The organism is Melioribacter sulfuriphilus, from assembly GCF_052656625.1.
The window spans coordinates 79,479-97,027 of sequence record NZ_JBQXXK010000007.1 but is presented as its reverse complement, the minus strand read 5'-3'; the positions used below and the strand labels follow the sequence as shown (position 1 = coordinate 97,027).

Genomic DNA, 17,549 nt, shown 5'->3' with positions numbered 1-17,549 from the left:
GCTTAATAAATTATCGGAGGTTAGGATTGGAAAAACAAAAGATTAATAAAACTAACGGTCGCATAACGTTTGGTAAGATTTCGCCTGTTCTTAAAGTACCCGACCTATTGAACATACAACTTGAATCATTTGAAGAATTCTTGCAGCTTTCGGTGCCGCCTTCTCAAAGAGAAAACAAAGGACTGCAGGCTGTTTTCAATCAAAATTTTCCCATACTCGACAATAAAGAATTTTATCGACTCGACTTTATTGAATATCATATTGAAAAACCTCGTTTCTCGATTGCCGAGTGTGAGGAAAGGGGTTTAACTTATTCGGCTCCTTTAAAAGCCAAATTGCGTCTTTCGACAAGAGACAGTGAAACTGAAGAGTTTATCAATACAGTCGAGCAAGAAGTTTATCTGGGCAATCTCCCTTTTATGACAGAAAAAGGGACGTTTGTTATTAATGGAGCCGAACGTGTTATAGTCAGTCAGCTCCATCGTTCGCCGGGTGTCGCTTTCTCTCAAACGTTCCACCCAAACGGAACGCCAATTTATTCTGCTCGTATTATTCCATTCAGAGGTTCGTGGGTTGAATTTGCTACCGATATTAATAATGTGCTATATGTCTATATCGATCGAAGAAAAAAATTCCCTTCTACTACTCTTTTAAGAGCGCTCGGTTACGAAACTGACGAACAAATTCTTAATTTATTCAGCCTAATTGAAGAAGTTGCTGTTAAAAAACTTGACCCCGAAGTTCATTCTGGACGTATTGCCGCAGACGATGTAATCGATTTGCAGACCGGTGAAATTTATGTTTCGAAAGACGAACCATTGAACGAAGAGATAATCGATAATATTAAGAAGTCTTCGCTTCAAAAAGTAAAATTAATAACCTCCGAAACTTCGATAGAACAAGACCTTATTATAAATACACTCAAAAAAGATACGGCCAAAACAAAAGAAGAGGCTCTCTTTGCAATTTACAGACAATTAAGAACTGGTGAAGCTCCTGATCTCGAAACCGCACTGGGTCTTCTGGATAAACTCTTCTTCAGCGATAAAAGGTACGACCTTGGTGAAGTTGGCCGTTTTAGAATGAATGATCGACTTGGTCTCAATGTCGACGAAAGCATAAGAGTTCTTACCGTAGAAGATATCGTTGCAATTATGAAGAATATAATAATGCTCAAGAATGGAAATTTAAGCGTAGACGACATCGACCATTTGGGCAACAGACGTGTAAGAACAATTGGCGAGCAGCTGCAGCAACAATATAATATTGGACTTGCCAGAATGGCTCGTACGATTAAAGAACGCATGAATATGCGCGATAACGAGAATATGCAACCACAGGATCTGGTCAATGCCAGAACTATCAGTAGTGTAATTAATGCGTTTTTTGGTACGAACCAGTTATCCCAGTTCATGGATCAAACAAATCCTCTATCTGAAATTACTCATAAGAGGAGAATTTCTGCTCTTGGACCTGGTGGCCTTACTCGAGAACGTGCGGGTTTCGAAGTACGCGACGTTCACCACTCGCATTATGGACGACTCTGTCCAATCGAAACTCCCGAAGGTCCAAATATCGGTCTTATTTCTTCATTGACTATATATGCAAGGGTCAATCAATATGGTTTCCTTGAAACGCCATATCGAAAAGTAAAAGACGGCAAAGTAACCAACCAGATCGAATATCTCAGCGCAGATCAGGAAGATCAATATATTATTGCTCAGGCAAATGCTCCACTCGACGAACACGGTAGATTTATACTTGATAGAGTAAAATGCCGTTTTAAAGACGAATATCCTGTAGTGCCGCCGAGTGAAGTTCAATATATGGATGTTGCGCCAGCTCAAATCGTGAGTGCCGCTGCATCGTTAATCCCATTCCTCGAACACGACGATGCTAACCGTGCATTGATGGGTTCGAACATGCAACGCCAGGCTGTGCCGCTACTCGTTCCGGAAGCTCCAATCGTAGGTACCGGAATGGAATATAAAGTAGCACGCGATTCAAGAGCAGTAATTGTTGCTGAAAAAGACGGTGTAGTGGAATTTGCTGATGCAGAAAAAATTATTGTTTCTTATGATTCAGATCTGGACGAAGACGAAGCTCTTGTAAGTTTTGATAGCGAAAGAAAAGTTGAATATAAATTGACTAAATTTTCAGGCACTAACCAGGAAACATGCTTTAATCAAAAACCGCGAGTTGTTACTGGACAGAGAGTAAAAAAAGGCGATATACTGGCCGATGGTCCATCTGTTGAAAATGGAGAATTAGCTCTCGGCAGGAACATTTCCGTTGCATTCATGCCCTGGCGCGGATATAACTTTGAGGATGCTATTATTATCAGTGAACGACTCGTAGCAGACGACGTATTTACTTCAATTCATATAGAAGAATTTGAACTCCAGGTTCGTGAAACCAAACGTGGTCAGGAAGAATTAACCAGAGATATTCCTAACGTTAGCGAAGAAGCTACTAAGGATCTGGACGAAAACGGTATTATCAGAGGAGGCGCCGAAGTTAAAGAAGGCGATATTCTTATTGGTAAAATCACTCCAAAAGGCGAATCGGACCCAACACCTGAGGAAAAGCTGCTTAAAGCAATCTTCGGCGATAAAGCTGGCGATGTTAAAGATGCTTCTTTAAAAGCTCCTCCAGGACTCAAAGGTGTTGTCATTAAAACTCGTCTTTTTAGCAGGAAAAGGAAAGATGCTGACTCTAAGAAGCAAGAGAAAAAACAGCTCGATGCACTTGAGTCAGAATATCAGCGTAAAAAGGATGCTTATTATAATAAATTAGTCGAAAAGCTTACGACTTTGACGCTTGGAAAAACTACAACTGGAATTCGTGATCTCGACGGTAGTGTCGTGATACGAAGCGGAACGACGATCAAAGAATCGACTTTTTCAGATATCGATGATGTAACAAAACTCGATTATACAAAAGACTGGTTCGACAAAGCAAAAACAAATGAACTGGTTAAAAAACTTTACTCAAATTATTTTGATGTACTTGCTGAAATTGAGGAAGATTTCAAAAGAGAACGTCTCAAAATTCAATCTGGCGACGAATTGCCACCAGGAATTACACAATTAGCCAAAGTATATGTTGCCAAGAAGAGAAAGATTCAGGTTGGTGATAAAATGGCAGGAAGACACGGTAACAAAGGTGTCGTTGCCAAAGTAGTACCAGTTGAAGATATGCCTTATCATGAAGATGGAACACCCGTAGATATAGTTCTCAATCCTTTGGGCGTGCCTTCACGTATGAATATCGGGCAGCTTTACGAAACGGCTCTTGGCTGGGTCGGGAAAAAACTTGGTGTTAAATTTGAAACTCCAATTTTCGATGGTGCAGGTGTTAACGATGTAGAAGAATGGCTTAAGAAAGCTGGACTTCCCGAAGGAAGCAAAACCTGGCTCTATGACGGACGTACAGGAGAACGTTTTCACCAGAAAGTAACCTGCGGGTATATTTACATGATGAAACTCGGTCATATGGTCGACGACAAAATACATGCCCGCTCTATTGGACCTTATTCGCTCATTACTCAACAGCCATTAGGCGGTAAAGCACAATTTGGTGGTCAAAGATTCGGTGAAATGGAAGTATGGGCTCTCGAAGGATATGGCGCTGCTCACGTACTTCAGGAAATCTTGACGGTTAAAAGTGACGATGTAACTGGTAGAGCGAAAACTTATGAAGCGATTGTAAAAGGCGAAAACATTCCGGAACCAAATATTCCCGAAGCTTTCAATGTCATGATTAAAGAATTACAAGGTCTGGGTCTGAATATCAAAATTAATTGATTAACCGTGTGAGATTTATATTAATAAAAGTTTGAAGGAGAAATTATTTATGACATCTAAATTTCAAGAAACAAAAGTTAGAAATATAGAACGATTGACTATTAGCCTTGCTAGCCCTGATGATATATTATCGCGCTCACATGGCGAGGTGACTAAACCCGAGACGATCAATTACAGGTCGTTCCGCCCCGAAAAAGATGGTCTATTCTGCGAAAAAATATTCGGTCCTGTTAAAGATTGGGAATGCGCCTGCGGAAAGTATAAAGGGATAAGATATAAAGGGATTGTTTGTGATCGTTGCGGTGTTGAAGTTACTTTGAAATCGGTAAGAAGAGAACGGATGGGACATATTGCTCTGGCTGTTCCGGTTGTTCATATCTGGTTCTTCAAAGCCCTACCTTCGAAAATCGGTAATATTATTGGAATGACCACAAAAGAACTCGAACGAGTTATTTACTACGAATCGTATGTGGTACTTAATCCCGGACCTACTGGTCTTCAAAGAAAAGACTTGATTTCCGAAGATCAGTATTATGAGATAGTTCAGTCGCTGCCACACGATAATGATGCTCTCGAAGACGACGATCCGAAAAAATTCGTTGCTAAGATTGGCGGCGAAGCAATCAAAGAACTACTCAAAAGTATTGATATCGAAGCTACGTTTAAGGAATTAAAAGCACAGCTTGCAGATGAATCATCGCAACAGAAAAGGAATGACATTCTAAAACGACTACGCGTACTCGAAGCATTCAGAGAACGAGAAGGCAAAGTTCCTAATAAACCTGAGTGGATGGTACTGAGCGTAATTCCAGTTATACCGCCTGAACTCAGACCATTAGTACCTTTGGAAGGTGGACGCTTTGCCACGAGCGATTTGAATGACCTGTATCGTCGTGTTATTATAAGAAATAATCGTCTCAAAAGATTAATAGATATAAAAGCTCCCGAAGTAATTCTCAGGAATGAAAAGAGAATGCTTCAGGAAGCAGTTGATGCACTTTTCGACAATTCAAGAAGGTCAAGCGCAGTCAGAAGCGACGGTAACCGCCCGCTTAAATCTTTAAGCGATATGCTCAAGGGTAAGCAGGGACGATTCCGCCAGAATCTTTTAGGAAAAAGAGTCGATTATTCCGGACGTTCGGTCATTGTTGTCGGTCCAGAATTAAAACTTCACCAGTGCGGTTTGCCGAAGGATATGGCCGTTGAATTGTTCAAGCCATTTATCATTCGCAAGTTGATGGAGCGTGGACACTATAAAACAGTTAAAAGTGCAAGAAAAGCTGTCGACAGAAAAGAACCAATTATATGGGAAATACTGGAAAAATTAATCGAAGGTCATCCAGTACTGCTCAACCGAGCCCCCACATTGCACCGTTTGGGAATTCAGGCTTTTCAACCAGTCCTGATTGACGGCAAAGCAATTCAATTGCACCCGATGGTTTGTACGGCATTTAATGCCGACTTTGACGGCGACCAGATGGCAGTACACGTTCCACTGTCATACGAAGCTCAGCTTGAGGCATCGATTCTGATGCTCAGTTCTCATAACATCCTTTCGCCTCAAAATGGTATGCCAATCGTAATTCCAACTCAAGATATAGTTCTCGGATGTTATTACTTGACCAAATTCATGCCTGGAGCTAAAGGCGAAGGTATGATATTCGGTAGTATGGAAGAAGTGCTCATAGCATACAATTCAAAAGCTGTTGACCTTCACGCAAAAATTAAATTGAAATACGAAGGAGAATTAATTGAAACTACTGTAGGACGCGTTATTTTCAATCAGATAGTTCCAAGAGAAATGGGCTTTATTAACGAACTTCTGGTCAAGAAAATATTTAGCGGACTTATATATAAGATGTTTATGAAGCTTGGTAACGAAGTTACTGCCAAATTTATTGATGACGTTAAAGATTTAGGTTATAGATACGCCACGGCTGCAGGTATATCTATTAGTTTTAGTGATATGATTATTCCAGATGAAAAATCAAAATTAATTGAAGATGCAAATAAGAAAGTAATGGGAGTTCTCAGCGAGCACGAGCAAGGACTCATTACCGATGCAGAAAGATACAACAAGATTATTGATATCTGGACATTTACGACAAATAACGTTGCCCGTTCGTTGATGGAGAGACTAAAAAATGACCAGAATGGTTTCAATTCACTCCATATGATGGTCGATTCCGGCGCTCGTGGTTCGCAAGAACAGGTACGCCAGCTTGCCGGTATGCGTGGTCTTATGCAAAAACCACAGAAGAGTCTTTCAGGTCAATCCGGTGAAATTATAGAAAATCCAATTGTGGCTAACTTTAAAGAGGGGCTTTCTGTGCTGGAATATTTTATCTCCACGCACGGTGCTCGTAAAGGTCTTGCTGATACTGCTCTTAAAACAGCGGATGCAGGTTATCTTACAAGGAGATTAACAGACGTAGCTCAAGATGTAATTGTAACGGAAGAAGATTGTGGGACAATCCGTGGTGTATATATTACTGCATTGAAGGATGTTGAACTCGAACGAGAACCTCTTGCTGAACGTATCACCGGTCGCGTTGCTCAGGAAGACGTCTACGACCCAAGAACCGATGAACTGATCATCGAAGCCGGTGAAATGATTACGGAAGAGATTGCAGAAAGAATCGACGAAGCAAACATCGATCAGGTTTATATAAGAACCGTTCTTACATGCGAAGCACGCCAGGGAGTATGTGCAAAATGTTATGGAAGAAATTTGACAACAGGGCAGCTTGTGGAAATAGGAGAAGCAGTAGGAATTATTGCCGCTCAATCTATTGGCGAACCTGGTACCCAGCTTACTCTTCGTACCTTCCACTTTGGAGGTACATCATCTCGTATTGCAAGTCAGTCGCAGGTTGAAACAAACGTCGCAGGTAAAGTAAAATACGACAAAATAAATTTTGTAGAAAAAAATGATGTATTTGGACCAGTAAAAGTAGTTATCGGAAGACGTGGCGCAATTGGAATTTTTGATAACGACAACAGACAAATTAAGAGATACGAAATTCCTTACGGTGCCGAACTGATGGTCAACGACGGTCAGGAAGTTGAAAAGGGGACTCCTCTTTACAATCATGATCCTTATAACTCAGTTATTATATCAGATATAGGCGGTACAGTCGTATTTGTCGACTTGGTCGATAATATTACTTATCAGCAGGTAGCAGATGAACAAACAGGACACGTCCAAAAAGTAGTTATTGAATCAAAAGATAAAAATCTTACACCGAGTATTTTAATTAGAGATTCCAAAGGCAACGAAAAAGTATTTAATTTACCTACAAGAGCATATCTCTCTGTTGAGGAGGGAGAAGTGATCCAAGCTGGAACCGTACTGGCTAAGATTTCGAAATCGGCGGCAAAGACGCGAGATATTACAGGTGGTTTACCAAGAGTAACCGAACTTTTTGAAGCCAGAAGTCCACACGATCCTGCAATAGTATCCGAAATCGAAGGACGTGTTAAATTTGGAGCCAGGAAACGAGGCTCACGCGAAATAATTGTGGAATCATTTGACGGCTCTATCCAAAAAGTTTATTCCGTACCTTACGGAAAGCATGTGCTGGTTCAAGAAGGTGATGAAATTCCAGCAGGTGAAAAGATTACCGATGGTCCAGTTAATCCTCACGACATACTTAAAATTAAGGGTCCAAATGCCGTGCAGGAATATCTTGTAAACGAAATTCAGGACGTCTATCGCCTTCAAGGCGTAAAAATAAACGACAAGCATATTGAAGTAATAGTTAAACAAATGCTCCAAAAACTAAGAATAATTTCGTCAGGAGATACTAATTTCATTGAAGAAAGCCTTGAAGACAGAAATAAAGTAATCGAGGAGAACGAAAGAATCAAGAATATGGTCTATATCATTGACCCAGGACAGTCACGTTTCAAAGAAGGACAATTGATTCCACGTTCTAAGTACAGAGATATTAATGCAGACCTTACCAGGAAAGGGAAGAAACCGATGAAGGTACGCGATGCCGAACCAGCTACTTTTGACAATATATTGTTAGGCATTACCCAGGCTGCCCTTTCTACAGAAAGCTTTATTTCAGCTGCATCGTTCCAGGAAACTACAAAAGTACTTACAAATGCGGCCGTTGAAGCAAGGGTTGACAACTTGATTGGCCTTAAAGAAAATGTCGTTATGGGGCACTTAATTCCAGCTGGTACGGGTTTGAAAAAATATAGAAATATAATCTTAACAAGCGAAGAAGAAAAAGAAAAAGAAGAACAAAAAGTTGAAGAAAAAGAATCGATAAATTAATATTTGCTATAGACTTAACTTGACAATTGAAATATTTATCGATAAATTTTGAGTCTGAATTTTTATTAAAATGAAATAGACGTGGAGGATTTACGTGCCAACGATAAATCAGTTGGTTAGAAAAGGAAGAGAGGTAGTGACCTCTAAAAATAAAGCTCCTGCTTTAGAAGCTTGTCCTCAAAAGCGTGGAGTTTGTACCAGAGTTTATACTACTACACCCAAAAAACCAAATTCTGCACTCAGAAAGGTAGCCAGAGTAAGGTTGAGTAATGGTATTGAAGTTACTGCTTATATTCCGGGCGAAGGACACAACCTTCAAGAACACTCTATAGTCTTGATAAGAGGAGGCAGAGTTAAGGATTTGCCCGGTGTCAGATATCACATTATTCGAGGCACGCTCGACACCAGTGGTGTGGAGGATAGAAAACAAGGTAGGTCGAAATACGGAACTAAAAAACCAAAAGCTAAATAGTTATGAGAAAGAGAAGAGCAGAAAAAAGATATCTTAAACCGGACCCACGTTATAATGACGTGCTGGTATCTAAGTTTATTAATTATATTATGTGGGATGGTAAAAAATCCACGGCAAGAAGAATTGTGTACGAAAGTTTTGATATTATTGAAGAACGTACAAAAAAGTCAGCCTTAGAAGTTTTCAAAAAAGCAGTTCAAAATGTATCTCCATTAGTGGAAGTAAGAAGCCGTAGAGTTGGTGGTGCTACTTATCAGGTGCCAATGGAAGTAAGGCCCGAAAGAAGGGTAGCTCTTGCATTGAGATGGTTGAGAACGTATGCGCGTGAACGTAAAGATAAGTCGATGGCTCTTAAATTAGCTGCCGAACTAATTGCTGCTTCTAACGGCGAAGGAAACTCTGTTAAGAAAAAAGATGACACACATAGAATGGCAGAAGCTAATAAAGCCTTTGCCCACTTTAAATGGTGAAAAGGAGTAAGCTGATAAATTATGTCGAAAAGAGTTGAAATAAGTAAGGTTAGGAATATCGGCATTATGGCTCATATTGATGCCGGTAAGACGACGACGACGGAAAGGATTTTGTTCTATACTGGGAAAGTCCATCGTATCGGTGAAGTGCATGATGGAGCCGCTACAATGGACTGGATGGAACAGGAAAAAGAAAGGGGAATTACGATTACCAGTGCAGCTACCACTACAATGTGGGCTGGGCATCAAATAAATATTATTGATACACCTGGACACGTTGACTTTACAGTTGAAGTAGAGCGGTCTTTGAGAGTTTTGGATGGCGCCATCGCTTTATTCTGTGCGGTTGGCGGAGTCGAGCCTCAATCGGAAACGGTTTGGAGACAAGCTGACAAATATGGTGTACCAAGGATAGCTTTTGTAAATAAAATGGACCGTGTGGGTGCTGATTTTCATAATGCAGTTCAAATGATGCGAGATCGTCTCGGTGCAAATGCAGTTCCAATTACTTTGCCGATTGGCGAGGGTGATTTGTTTAGCGGAATTATCGATCTGATGACTATGAAAGCACGTATGTTCCATGAAGAAACTCTCGGAACAACGTACGAAGATGTTGAAATACCACAAGACTTGAAGCCTGTGGCAAATAAATATCGTACACAAATGCTCGAAGCAGTGTCTGAAGTCGACGATACTTTACTTGAAAAGTATATCGAAGGCAAAGAAATTACTCCTGAAGAAGTCCTCCGTGTTTTAAGGGAGGCAACTATTAAACTTAAAATTGTACCTGTCCTTTGTGGATCTTCGTTTAAGAATAAGGGCGTTCAGATGTTGCTTGATGCTGTTGTTAATTTCTTGCCCTCTCCACTCGATCTCGGTAATCTTGTAGCACATCACGTACATAAAAATGATCGTGTTGAAAGAAGAATTGATGAAAATGAAAAGTTCGCCGCTCTCGCATTTAAGATAATGACGGATCCGTATGTCGGTAAACTGACGTTTATTCGTGTCTATACCGGGACGCTTAAATCTGGTTCTTATGTCTATAACTCGGTGTCGGATAAGAAAGAAAGAGTAGGTAGAATATTGCAGATGCACGCAAATCATCGCGAAGATATGGAAGAAATACGTGCAGGTGACATTGCGGCTATCGTTGGCCTTAAAAACACGCGTACCGGTGATACACTTTGTACAGAAGATGACCCAATTATGCTCGAAAAGATGGCATTCCCCGAACCGGTAATCGAAATTGCCATCGAGCCCAAAACAAAATCCGATCAGGACAAGCTTTCGGATGCGCTGGCAAAATTATCAGATGAGGATCCTACATTTAGAGTTAAAGTAGACCAGGAAACTGGACAGACTTTGATCAGTGGTATGGGAGAATTACACCTTGAGATTTTGGTTGATAGAATGAAAAGAGAATTTAAGGTGGAAGCTAATATAGGTAAACCGCAGGTTGCTTACCGTGAAACTATCACTAAAACTGTCCAGGCGGAAGGTAAATTTATCAAGCAATCGGGAGGTAGAGGTAAATATGGCCATGTATGGCTGGAGTTATCACCAAATGAACCAGGTAAAGGATTTGAATTTGAAAATGCAATTGTTGGAGGTGTAGTACCTAAAGAATATATCAATCCTGTTATTAATGGTATACAGGATGCGATGAAAAATGGAGTATTGGCTGGCTATCCAGTAGTCGACGTCAAGGCTAAATTGTATGATGGCTCTTATCATGAAGTTGACTCGGACGAAATTTCTTTCCGTGTTGCAGCTTCGATGGCTTTCAAAAACGGTGCTCTAAAAGCAAATCCGATTTTACTGGAGCCAATTATGCAGGTTGAGGTTATTACGCCCGAAGAATATTTGGGCGATGTCATGGGAGATTTGAACTCAAGAAGAGGAAAAATAGAAGGTTTTTCAACAAGAAAAGATGCTCAGGTTATTAGAGCCCAAGTGCCCTTAGCACAAATGTTTGGATACGCTACTGTATTGAGATCCATGACCCAGGGACGTGCTATTTACACAATGCAATTTTCCCATTATGCTGAAGTTCCTAAGTCGGTGGCAGAAGAAATTATGGAAAAATCTCAATCGAAAAAGTCAGTTGAAGAATATTAATTAAATAAATTAAAATGAATATAAAATAACAAGGAGAGTAACTCGATGGCAAAAGAAAAATTTGATCGTAGTAAACCTCACGTCAATATTGGAACGATCGGACACGTAGACCATGGCAAAACAACATTGACTGCAGCAATAACCATGGCTCTGGCAAAAAGAGGGTTATCCGAAGCTCGTACTTTTGATAGTATTGATAATGCACCCGAAGAAAGAGAGAGAGGTATTACTATAGCAACGGCACACGTTGAATATTCTACAGAAAATCGTCACTATGCACATGTTGACTGCCCAGGTCACGCTGATTACGTCAAAAACATGATCACAGGTGCCGCTCAGATGGACGGTGCGATTCTTGTTGTTGCCGCTACCGATGGTCCGATGCCTCAAACAAGAGAACATATTCTTCTTGCTCGTCAGGTAGGCGTACCCAGAATAGTCGTATTCTTGAATAAAATTGATATGGTTGATGACCCCGAATTGATTGAACTGGTTGAAATGGAATTAAGAGAACTTCTCAGTAAATATGAATTCCCCGGCGATGAAATTCCTATAGTCAGAGGTTCTGCATTGAAGGCTCTTGAAGCTGGTACTGAAAATGCTCCTATTGATGATCCAAGATACCAATGCATCTGGGACTTAATGAAAGCTGTTGATGAATATATTCCAATACCACAAAGAGATATAGATAAGCCATTCCTTATGCCAGTTGAAGACGTTTTCTCAATTACAGGTCGTGGAACAGTTGCAACTGGAAGAGTTGAAAGAGGTCAGATAAAGTTAAATGAAGAAGTTGAATTGATTGGTCTCGGTCAGCACAAAAAGACTGTTGTTACTGGTATTGAAATGTTCCGTAAAGAACTTGATTCAGCTATTGCAGGCGATAACGCAGGATTGTTGTTAAGAGGTATCGATAAGAAAGAAATTGAAAGAGGTATGGTTCTCGCTAAGCCAGGTTCTATTACACCTCATAAGAAATTCGAAGGTGAAGTTTACATCCTGTCGAAAGAAGAAGGTGGTCGTCATACACCATTCTTCAACGGATATCGTCCACAGTTCTACTTTAGAACAACAGACGTTACAGGCGTTGCAAAATTGCCCGAAGGTACAGAAATGGTTATGCCTGGCGACAATGTTAGATTGTCGGTTGAATTGATTTCTGAAATTGCAATGGAAGAAGGTCTCCGCTTTGCTATCCGCGAAGGTGGTAGAACTGTTGGCGCTGGTGTTGTTACAAAAATTATAGAATAGTTATTTGAATAATAGATTAAGGGAAAGAGGAATCTTTCCCTTCTTTTTGCCTCGAAAGGCAAAGTACATTTAAGATATGATTTGTAAAAAGGAGAATTAAAAAAGTGCCCGGTCAAAAAATTAGAATTAAGTTGAAATCTTATGATCATATTCTGATTGATAAGTCAACTGAGAAAATTATTAAAACTGTAAAAAGCACGGGAGCTGTGGTCTCCGGACCAATACCGTTGCCGACAAAAAGAACTGTTTTTACCGTTTTGCGTTCGCCACACGTCGATAAAAAATCGCGTGAACAGTTCGAGATTAGGGCTCATAAAAGAATTATCGATATTCATAATTCAAACAATAAAACAGTTGATGCGCTGAGCAAGTTAGAAATTCCTGCCGGCGTCGATATTGAGATAAAGTTATAGGAAATTAAAAATGCCTGGATTGATAGCTAAAAAAATCGGAATGACTAACATTTTTAGTGAAGACGGTCAAGTAATACCAGTAACCGTTCTCGAAGCAGGTCCGTGTAAAGTATACGGTTTAAGGACTGTTGAAAAAGACGGTTATGAAGCGCTTCAGCTTGGGTTTGGTTCAAAGAAAGAAAAGAAAGTTAACAAACCCCAACTCGAAGTCTACAAAAAGCTCGGTCTTGTTCCGCCCCGATTCGTTAAAGAATTTAAAAACTTCGATATTACTCAATTTAAAGTCGGAGACGAAATTAAAGTTGATCTTTTCCAGCCTGGCGATAAAGTAAAAGTTACGGGTAATAGCAAAGGCAAAGGTTTCCAGGGTGTTGTAAAACGCCACGGATTTGGAGGTGTCGGTTCCTCTACTCACGGCCAAAGTGATAGAGAAAGAGCACCCGGATCAATTGGAGCTAGCTCTTTCCCATCCCGCGTTTTCAAAGGACAGAGAATGGCTGGAAGAATGGGCGGAAAACAGGTTACGATTAGAAATTTAAAAGTTGTAAAAGTTATACCGGAGCAGAATATAATTATGATAAAAGGTGCTGTGCCCGGTGCGGTTAATTCAATAGTTGCTATCAATAAATAAATGACGATCGAAAAATGAAAGTAGATGTTTATAAAATAGACGGTACAAAATCAGGCGAGCAGATAGAACTCTCGAAAGATATTTTTGAAATTGAACCGAACGACCATGTTCTCTATCTTGCTGTTAAAGCTTATTTAGCTAATCAAAGACAGGGGACTCACAAAGCCAAAGAAAGAAGTGAAGTAAGGGGTGGAGGTAAAAAACCGTGGCGCCAAAAAGGACGCGGAGGAGCAAGAGCGGGTTCGATACGCTCTCCACTCTGGGTCGGTGGCGGTCGAGTATTTGGACCAAAACCTAGAAATTACAGACAAAAATTAAATAAGAAGGTTGTTCAACTGGCGCGTAAATCTGCCCTTTCTTACAAATCGAAAGCTAATCAGATTATTGTTGTTGAGGATTTTGATTTCGAACAACCAAAGACAAAAAATTTTGTTGAAATTCTTAAAGCCTTGAATTTGAACGGCAAAAAGACTCTCTTACTTACTAACGGAACTTTGAAAAACGTTTATAAATCCGGTAGAAATATCGATAGAGTTTCGATTGTAGAGGCTAACAAAGCTTCCGTTTATGAATTGCTAAACAATCAAGTTTTGATGCTACAAAAGAGCGCTGTTCAATTGCTTGAAAGTACATTTAATTAAAATTTGGTATTGATATGAAAAGCATACTTATAAGACCTTTGATTACAGAAAAAATGACCTCGATTCAGGAAAAACATCCGAACAAATTTGGATTTATCGTGTCGGTCGACGCTAATAAAATTGAAATTGCTAAAGCTGTTAAAGAAAAGTTTAATGTCGACGTTGTTGCGGTCAATACGATGAGATATAAAGGAAAAAGAAGAACTCAGTTTACAAGGAGAGGTCGATTTGAAGGCAGAACGCCAAAATTCAAAAAGGCAATTGTGACGCTAAAAGAAGGTCAAAAAATAGATATATTCGGCGAAGTATAATCTGAGAGAATCGGAGTAAACTAAATGGCTATTAGAAAATTAAAACCAATTACACCAGGAACGAGATTTATGAGTGTCTCTTCATTTGAAGAGATTACTAAAACAGAACCAGAAAAATCGTTGTTGGCTCCACTGAAAAAATCCGGCGGACGCAACAATCTGGGACGTGTAACAGCACGGCATCGTGGTGGTGGACATAAACGACAATATAGAATAATCGATTTTAAACGCGATAAGCACGGTATTCCAGCTAAAGTCTTCTCGATAGAATACGATCCGAATAGAACAGCAAGAATCGCATTGTTACATTATGCAGATGGAGAAAAAAGATATATCATTGCTCCAGACGGCTTGAAAGTAGGTGATACTGTAATGTCGGGTAGCGGAGCTGAAATTAAAGTTGGAAACGCACTTCCACTTAAAGAAATCCCGATTGGTAGTTTTGTTCATAACGTTGAATTAAAGCCAGGTAAAGGCGGTCAATTAGGTCGTTCTGCAGGCGTATCGCTCCAATTGATGGCTCGCGAAGGTAAATACGCTCAATTGAAAATGCCTTCAGGTGAAGTAAGAATGATTAATGTGGAATGCATGGCCACTTATGGTACAGTTGGAAATGCAGATCATGAAAATATTAGCATCGGAAAAGCTGGTAGAAGCAGATGGCTTGGTATAAGACCTCATGTGAGAGGTGTTGCGATGAACCCGGTTGACCATCCTATGGGTGGTGGTGAAGGTAAAACATCAGGTGGTGGACATCCTGTTTCGCCCTGGGGTCAAAAAGCCAAAGGTCTTAAAACAAGAAAAAAGAAAAATCCTTCTAATAAATATATTGTAAAGAGAAGAAAATAGAGTAAGCTATGCCAAGATCAGTCAAAAAGGGTCCTTATATTGATGTCAAATTACTCAGGAAAATTAGGCAGTTAAACGAGACTAATCAAAAAAAGATAATTAAAACCTGGTCTCGTGCATCTACAATTTCTCCTGAATTTGTAGGCCATACAATTGCCGTTCATAACGGTAATAAAATGATCCCGGTTTATATTTCTGAAAATATGGTCGGTCACAAGTTGGGTGAATTTGCGCCCACACGAATTTTCAGAGGACATCCAGGAACAAAAGCAGAAAAAGCATCTAAAGCAAAGTAAAAATTAAGAATGTAATTGAGGTTTGGAATAATGGAAGCAAAAGCGACACACAAATATATCGGATCCTCGCCACGTAAAATGAGGTTGGTTGTCGATTTGATTAGAGGTAAATCAGTCGAACAAGCTATCGAGATTCTTCATTTTTCGCCCAAACATGCTTCAGTTGATGCTGAAAAAGTGTTACGTTCGGCTGTTTCTAATCTAATGAATAAAGATGAAAATACGAGCCACAATATTTCAGATCTTTACGTCAAAGAAGCTTATGTCAATCAGGGTCCAACTTTGAAAAGAATTATGCCTGCACCAATGGGCAGGGCTTACAGAATCAGAAAAAGATCAAATCATTTAACAATTGTTGTTGCAACAAAAAAGTAATCGGAGGAAGATTTGGGTCAGAAGACACATCCAATCGGTTTTAGAGTCGGAATAATTAGAGGCTGGGAATCGAACTGGTTCGAAAATAAGAGTTACGCCCCAAAATTAATGGAAGACTACGAATTACGGCGTTACATCAGAAAAAGACTTCAAAATGCAGGTGTATCTGCCATTAAGATCGATCGAACCTCGAAGAATGTTATATTGACAATTCATACTTCGCGCCCCGGCGTTGTTATTGGTAAGAGCGGTAAGGAAATTGCCCAGCTGGAAGAAGAATTGAAAAAGATTACTCAAAAAGAAGTCAAAGTCCAGATTTCGGAAATTAAGAGACCCGAATTAGATGCTTATCTTGTGGCCGAAAACATTGCAAAGCAGATTGAAGGAAGAATCTCTTTTAGAAGAGCAATGAAAACCGCAATTACTGCAGCAATGAGGATGGGTGCTGAAGGAATTAGAGTGATGTGCTCTGGAAGACTGGGCGGTGCCGAAATGGCTCGTACTGAACAATACAAAGAAGGCAGGATCCCACTTCATACTATAAGAGCTGATATCGACTATGCACAGGCTACTGCTCAAACAATATACGGCTCTATCGGTGTAAAAGTCTGGATCTGCCGTGGAGAAATTTTAGGTAAACGTTCATCCGAATAGGAGTTTAATTCCATGTTAATGCCAAAAAGAGTAAAATATCGTAAATCGCAAAGAGGTAGAAGAAGAGGTAAAGCAACCAGAGGACACCTTGTTAATTTTGGTGATTATGGCCTCAAGGCGCTTGAGCCAGCCTGGATTACAAGTCGTCAAATAGAAGCTTGTCGTGTTGCTCTGTCACGTAAAATGAAACGTGATGGTAAAGTCTGGATTCGTATCTTTCCCGATAAACCCGTCAGCAAAAAACCTCTCGAAACAAGAATGGGTAAGGGAAAGGGAGCTCCTGAATTCTGGGTGGCAGTTGTAAAACCGGGTAGAATTTTGTTTGAAATTAACGGTGTCGACAGAGAAACAGCTCACGAAGCTTTACAATTGGCTGCTCACAAGCTTCCAATTAAAACTAAAATTGTACAGAGAATCGATTTAGAATCATAAGGATTGATAAAATGAAGATTTATCAAATCAGAGAAATGTCAACAGAAGAAATTCAGAGAAGAATTCTGGAAGAGCATAAGAATTTAATCGATCTGAGATTTCAGCACGAACTGAAAAATTTAACAAACACAGCGCTGCTCAGAACCACACGCAAAGATATTGCCAAAATGAAAACGGTTCTTAAAGAGCGCCAGCTTCAGGAAGCAAAACAGAACGAATCAAAGGAAAATAAATAAGGAGCAAAAAGTTTTCCATGCAGACAAGAAATTATAGAAAAGTTAGGATCGGAACCGTAATTAGTAATAAGATGGATAAAAGTATCATCGTTGCGATTGAAAGACGTGTGGCGCATCCATTGTATAAGAAATATTTCAAAAAGACCACTAAGCTGATGGCTCATGACGAAAAAAATGAATGTGGCATCGGCGACAAAGTAAAAATAATGGAAACACGCCCTCTTAGTAAAAGAAAAACATGGCGTTTAGTAGAAATTATCGAAAAAGCTAAGTAAATAGAAAAAGCTCGACGGAGATCTGGGA

The 17,549-nt window shown here is 39.9% G+C and carries 17 protein-coding genes; all 17 read left to right on the top strand.

Features of this window, described 5'->3' with window-relative positions:
• Positions 1-26: 26 nt before the first annotated feature.
• The 17 genes from rpoB (at position 27) to rpsQ (ending at position 17,521) form a co-directional block, all read left to right on the top strand.
• On the top strand, positions 27-3,806 hold the full coding sequence (rpoB, locus tag ACUN8G_RS10505) for a DNA-directed RNA polymerase subunit beta (RefSeq protein WP_437347479.1): 3,780 nt from the start codon (positions 27-29) through the stop codon (positions 3,804-3,806).
• A gap of 49 nt (positions 3,807-3,855) precedes the next feature.
• Positions 3,856-8,094 (top strand): DNA-directed RNA polymerase subunit beta', encoded by a 4,239-nt coding sequence (gene rpoC / locus ACUN8G_RS10500; RefSeq protein WP_437347480.1) that lies wholly within the window; start codon positions 3,856-3,858, stop codon positions 8,092-8,094.
• A gap of 94 nt (positions 8,095-8,188) precedes the next feature.
• The gene (gene rpsL / locus ACUN8G_RS10495) at positions 8,189-8,566 is read left to right on the top strand and encodes a 30S ribosomal protein S12 (RefSeq protein WP_041355685.1); all 378 of its coding nucleotides are present in this window, start codon (positions 8,189-8,191) and stop codon (positions 8,564-8,566) included.
• Positions 8,567-8,568: 2 nt separating this feature from the next.
• Entirely contained in the window at positions 8,569-9,036 is a 468-nt protein-coding gene (gene rpsG / locus ACUN8G_RS10490; protein ID WP_437347481.1) for a 30S ribosomal protein S7, read from the top strand.
• A 21-nt stretch (positions 9,037-9,057) separates the two neighbouring features.
• Positions 9,058-11,157 (top strand): elongation factor G, encoded by a 2,100-nt coding sequence (gene fusA, locus ACUN8G_RS10485; RefSeq protein ID WP_437347482.1) that lies wholly within the window; start codon positions 9,058-9,060, stop codon positions 11,155-11,157.
• 45 nt (positions 11,158-11,202) lie between these two features.
• The gene (tuf, locus tag ACUN8G_RS10480) at positions 11,203-12,408 is read left to right on the top strand and encodes an elongation factor Tu (protein ID WP_437347483.1); all 1,206 of its coding nucleotides are present in this window, start codon (positions 11,203-11,205) and stop codon (positions 12,406-12,408) included.
• 104 nt (positions 12,409-12,512) lie between these two features.
• Positions 12,513-12,821, top strand: a complete 309-nt coding sequence (gene rpsJ / locus ACUN8G_RS10475) for a 30S ribosomal protein S10 (RefSeq protein WP_014854898.1) — start codon at positions 12,513-12,515, stop codon at positions 12,819-12,821.
• Between the two features lie 10 nt (positions 12,822-12,831).
• A complete protein-coding gene (gene rplC / locus ACUN8G_RS10470; protein ID WP_437347484.1) occupies positions 12,832-13,452 on the top strand; it encodes a 50S ribosomal protein L3 in 621 nt (206 codons plus the stop codon).
• A 14-nt stretch (positions 13,453-13,466) separates the two neighbouring features.
• On the top strand, positions 13,467-14,093 hold the full coding sequence (gene rplD, locus ACUN8G_RS10465) for a 50S ribosomal protein L4 (protein WP_437347485.1): 627 nt from the start codon (positions 13,467-13,469) through the stop codon (positions 14,091-14,093).
• A gap of 14 nt (positions 14,094-14,107) precedes the next feature.
• The gene (rplW, locus tag ACUN8G_RS10460; protein WP_437347486.1) at positions 14,108-14,404 is read left to right on the top strand and encodes a 50S ribosomal protein L23; all 297 of its coding nucleotides are present in this window, start codon (positions 14,108-14,110) and stop codon (positions 14,402-14,404) included.
• Positions 14,405-14,428: 24 nt separating this feature from the next.
• On the top strand, positions 14,429-15,253 hold the full coding sequence (rplB, locus tag ACUN8G_RS10455) for a 50S ribosomal protein L2 (RefSeq protein WP_437347487.1): 825 nt from the start codon (positions 14,429-14,431) through the stop codon (positions 15,251-15,253).
• 8 nt (positions 15,254-15,261) lie between these two features.
• Positions 15,262-15,549, top strand: a complete 288-nt coding sequence (gene rpsS, locus ACUN8G_RS10450) for a 30S ribosomal protein S19 (RefSeq protein WP_437347488.1) — start codon at positions 15,262-15,264, stop codon at positions 15,547-15,549.
• Between the two features lie 30 nt (positions 15,550-15,579).
• The gene (gene rplV / locus ACUN8G_RS10445) at positions 15,580-15,924 is read left to right on the top strand and encodes a 50S ribosomal protein L22 (RefSeq protein WP_437347489.1); all 345 of its coding nucleotides are present in this window, start codon (positions 15,580-15,582) and stop codon (positions 15,922-15,924) included.
• 12 nt (positions 15,925-15,936) lie between these two features.
• Positions 15,937-16,578, top strand: a complete 642-nt coding sequence (gene rpsC / locus ACUN8G_RS10440; protein ID WP_437347490.1) for a 30S ribosomal protein S3 — start codon at positions 15,937-15,939, stop codon at positions 16,576-16,578.
• A gap of 12 nt (positions 16,579-16,590) precedes the next feature.
• Entirely contained in the window at positions 16,591-17,010 is a 420-nt protein-coding gene (rplP, locus tag ACUN8G_RS10435; protein ID WP_437347491.1) for a 50S ribosomal protein L16, read from the top strand.
• An 11-nt stretch (positions 17,011-17,021) separates the two neighbouring features.
• Entirely contained in the window at positions 17,022-17,246 is a 225-nt protein-coding gene (gene rpmC, locus ACUN8G_RS10430) for a 50S ribosomal protein L29 (RefSeq protein WP_437347492.1), read from the top strand.
• 17 nt (positions 17,247-17,263) lie between these two features.
• Positions 17,264-17,521, top strand: coding sequence for a 30S ribosomal protein S17 (gene rpsQ, locus ACUN8G_RS10425; protein ID WP_437347493.1), 258 nt, complete (start codon positions 17,264-17,266; stop codon positions 17,519-17,521).
• Positions 17,522-17,549 lie beyond the last annotated feature (28 nt).

Coding starts and splice junctions, on each gene's coding strand:
- rplD (WP_437347485.1), top strand. CDS start 13,467: ATGAAAGTAGATGTTTATAAAATAGACGGTACAAAATCAGGCGAGCAG.
- rplV (WP_437347489.1), top strand. CDS start 15,580: ATGGAAGCAAAAGCGACACACAAATATATCGGATCCTCGCCACGTAAA.
- rpmC (WP_437347492.1), top strand. CDS start 17,022: ATGAAGATTTATCAAATCAGAGAAATGTCAACAGAAGAAATTCAGAGA.
- fusA (WP_437347482.1), top strand. CDS start 9,058: ATGTCGAAAAGAGTTGAAATAAGTAAGGTTAGGAATATCGGCATTATG.
- tuf (WP_437347483.1), top strand. CDS start 11,203: ATGGCAAAAGAAAAATTTGATCGTAGTAAACCTCACGTCAATATTGGA.
- rplW (WP_437347486.1), top strand. CDS start 14,108: ATGAAAAGCATACTTATAAGACCTTTGATTACAGAAAAAATGACCTCG.
- rpoC (WP_437347480.1), top strand. CDS start 3,856: ATGACATCTAAATTTCAAGAAACAAAAGTTAGAAATATAGAACGATTG.
- rplP (WP_437347491.1), top strand. CDS start 16,591: ATGTTAATGCCAAAAAGAGTAAAATATCGTAAATCGCAAAGAGGTAGA.
- rpsQ (WP_437347493.1), top strand. CDS start 17,264: ATGCAGACAAGAAATTATAGAAAAGTTAGGATCGGAACCGTAATTAGT.
- rpsG (WP_437347481.1), top strand. CDS start 8,569: ATGAGAAAGAGAAGAGCAGAAAAAAGATATCTTAAACCGGACCCACGT.
- rplC (WP_437347484.1), top strand. CDS start 12,832: ATGCCTGGATTGATAGCTAAAAAAATCGGAATGACTAACATTTTTAGT.
- rplB (WP_437347487.1), top strand. CDS start 14,429: ATGGCTATTAGAAAATTAAAACCAATTACACCAGGAACGAGATTTATG.
- rpsS (WP_437347488.1), top strand. CDS start 15,262: ATGCCAAGATCAGTCAAAAAGGGTCCTTATATTGATGTCAAATTACTC.